At 61.0% G+C, this 2,376-nt stretch carries 2 protein-coding genes; one reads left to right on the top strand and one right to left on the bottom strand.

Annotated features, from left to right (window positions below; translation table 11 throughout):
- Positions 1-1,119, bottom strand: a 1,119-nt coding sequence (locus ACRXB1_RS34635; RefSeq protein ID WP_449494606.1) for an efflux RND transporter periplasmic adaptor subunit, incomplete at its 3' end; no start/stop codon positions are given.
- Positions 1,120-1,572: 453 nt separating this feature from the next.
- On the opposite strand from ACRXB1_RS34635, the gene ACRXB1_RS34630 reads away from it, so the two are divergent.
- Entirely contained in the window at positions 1,573-2,214 is a 642-nt protein-coding gene (locus ACRXB1_RS34630; protein WP_086382497.1) for a TetR family transcriptional regulator, read from the top strand.
- Positions 2,215-2,376: the final 162 nt, after the last annotated feature.

Raw genomic sequence — 2,376 nt, 5'->3', positions numbered from 1 at the left:
TGGCTTGACCGTCGAACCCGGCCGCGCCTTGTCCGTGCCCTGCACGACCACGCGGTCACCCGCATTCAGGCCGCTGTCGACCACCCATCCCGAACCGAACGTGCCGGACGTCACCAACTGACGCAACGCCACCTTGTTGTCCGGTCCGACCACGAGCGCCGTAGGCTGGCCCTTCTGGTCATGCGTCACGCCGACTTGCGGCACGACCAGCGCCTTGTTGTTCACGCCTTCGTCGATACGGGCGCGCACGAACATGCCCGGCAACAGCACGCGGTCCTTGTTCGGGAAAATCGCGCGCACGGTCACCGAACCCGTGCCCTGGTCCACGCTCACGTCCGAGAACTGCAACTTGCCCTGTTCCGAATAGGTGCGCCCGTCTTCCAGGATCAGCGAGACCTTGGCGGCGTTCGGGCCGCCGGTCTGCAGGCGCCCTTCCTGAATGTCGCGGCGCAGCTTGAGGCCGTCCACGCTCGATTGCGTCAGGTCGACATACACGGGATCCAGTTGCTGGACCGTCGAGAGCAGCGTGGCGGCGCTTGCCTGCACATAAGCGCCCGGTGTGACCTGCGACAAGCCGATACGGCCGGTGATAGGCGACACGACGTCCGTGTAGCCCAGGTTGATCTGGGCGGTATCGACGGCGGCTTTACCCGATGCCACGTCCGCGACAGCCTGTCCCTGCGATGCCACCGCGTTGTCGTAGTCCTGCTTGCTGACCGCGTTTGCCGCGACGAGCACCTTGTAGCGCGCGGCGAGCGCGTTTTGCGTCGCGACGTTGGCTTGAGCCTTCGCGAGCGTGGCCTTGGCCGTATTCAATGCCGCGATGTAAGGCGCCGGATCGATCTTGTAAAGGCGCTGACCTGCCTTCACATCTGCACCTTCGGTGAACTCGCGACGCTGCACGATGCCGTCGACCCGAGCGCGCACCTGCGCGACGAGAAACGCACTTGTGCGGCCCGGCAATTCGCTGACGACAGGAACGGTGGTCGGCTGGACGGTGACGACGCCGACTTCAGGCGTCTGGGGCGGCGGTGCCGATTGTTTTTCTCCGCAGGCTGCAAGAATTAGGGCAGCCGTCGCGGCAGTGATTAAGCGGAATGGAACCCGTTCGACGCGCATGGAGCGACCTCTGTCAAAGACTGAGATTGAAATAAGTGCGCGGCCGCCTCTCCTGCCGGCGGGCCGCAACAAGCGTCTTTAGACGCAAACCAGTAGCCTGCGGGCGCATGAACCAGTGCCCCGACCATCATTCGTGTTCCGCGCCGGGCGTCGTCTCTGTCGTGCGACTGCCGCTTGTGTGGGCCTGGGATGGGCCTCGCGGACGGGCGGCGGCTGAAAGCTGTGTCGGATATTAACCGGTCAATGCGGCTTGGGCTATCGTTGGACGGATGGTATTGTATATACATTCACGAATGAACGTAAAAGAGACGATCGTGCGTGAACACGAGCAGCGCGAGGGGAATCGTCTCGAAGCTTTGAAAGACGATAAACAAATGCGTGACGCCGCTGCAGGATACTGTAAGAAAGCGCTGAGTCGTTGCGCAAAACAGGCAAGCTGGAACTGACTAAATAATGGTCCGACGAACGAAGGAAGAAGCGGCGGAAACGCGCAACGGCATTCTGGACGCAGCCGAGCGGGTATTCTTCGAGAAAGGCGTGTCGCGAACAACATTGGCGGACATTGCGCTCGAAGCCGGCGTGACGCGCGGCGCAATTTACTGGCACTTTGCGAACAAGGGCGATCTTTTCACCGCCATGTTCGACCGCAGTCTGTTACCGCTCGACGAACTGGTGGAGGCGACGCTCGACACCAGGGAGCCCGATCCGCTTGGCCGGATGCGCGACATCTTCATCTGGTGCATGCGCAATATCGCACTGGACGAACAGCGGCGCCGCGTGTTCGATATCCTGTTTTTGAAATGCGAGTTCGTGGAAGACATGGGTCCGGTGCGCGAACGCCATCAGACCAACATGCGCGAAGGCAAGGAAAAGATTGAACGCGGGTTGTTGAACGCCGTCGATAAAGGCCAGTTGCCGGCACAACTCGACACCCATCACGCCACGACCATCCTTCATGCGCTCTTTACGGGCATTCTTTATGATTCGCTGATGTGGCCGGAAAGCATAGATCTGAAGAACGAATCGGAACGGTTGATCGACTCATGTTTCGATGTGATGCGTTTTAGCCCATCAATGCTGCGTCCGGGCGAATAATGCCCTAAGCCTCACCGCAGCCCGTAGTGCTGCGCGAGAAACAGAAAGATCGCAACGCAGCCGAGCATTGCAGCCCATGCCCATGCGGGCATGCTGTGCGGATGATGCCGCGGCGCATGCCCATGCAGCCTGTGCCGCAACACGCCGCCTATGGCATCGGCA

Source organism: Caballeronia sp. M23-90 (assembly GCF_053574605.1).
This window is presented reverse-complemented; position numbering and strand designations above follow the sequence as displayed.

Bases quoted from the DNA above. Each gene is read 5' to 3' on its own strand.
- ACRXB1_RS34630 (WP_086382497.1), top strand. From the start codon at position 1,573: ATGGTCCGACGAACGAAGGAAGAAGCGGCGGAAACGCGCAACGGCATT.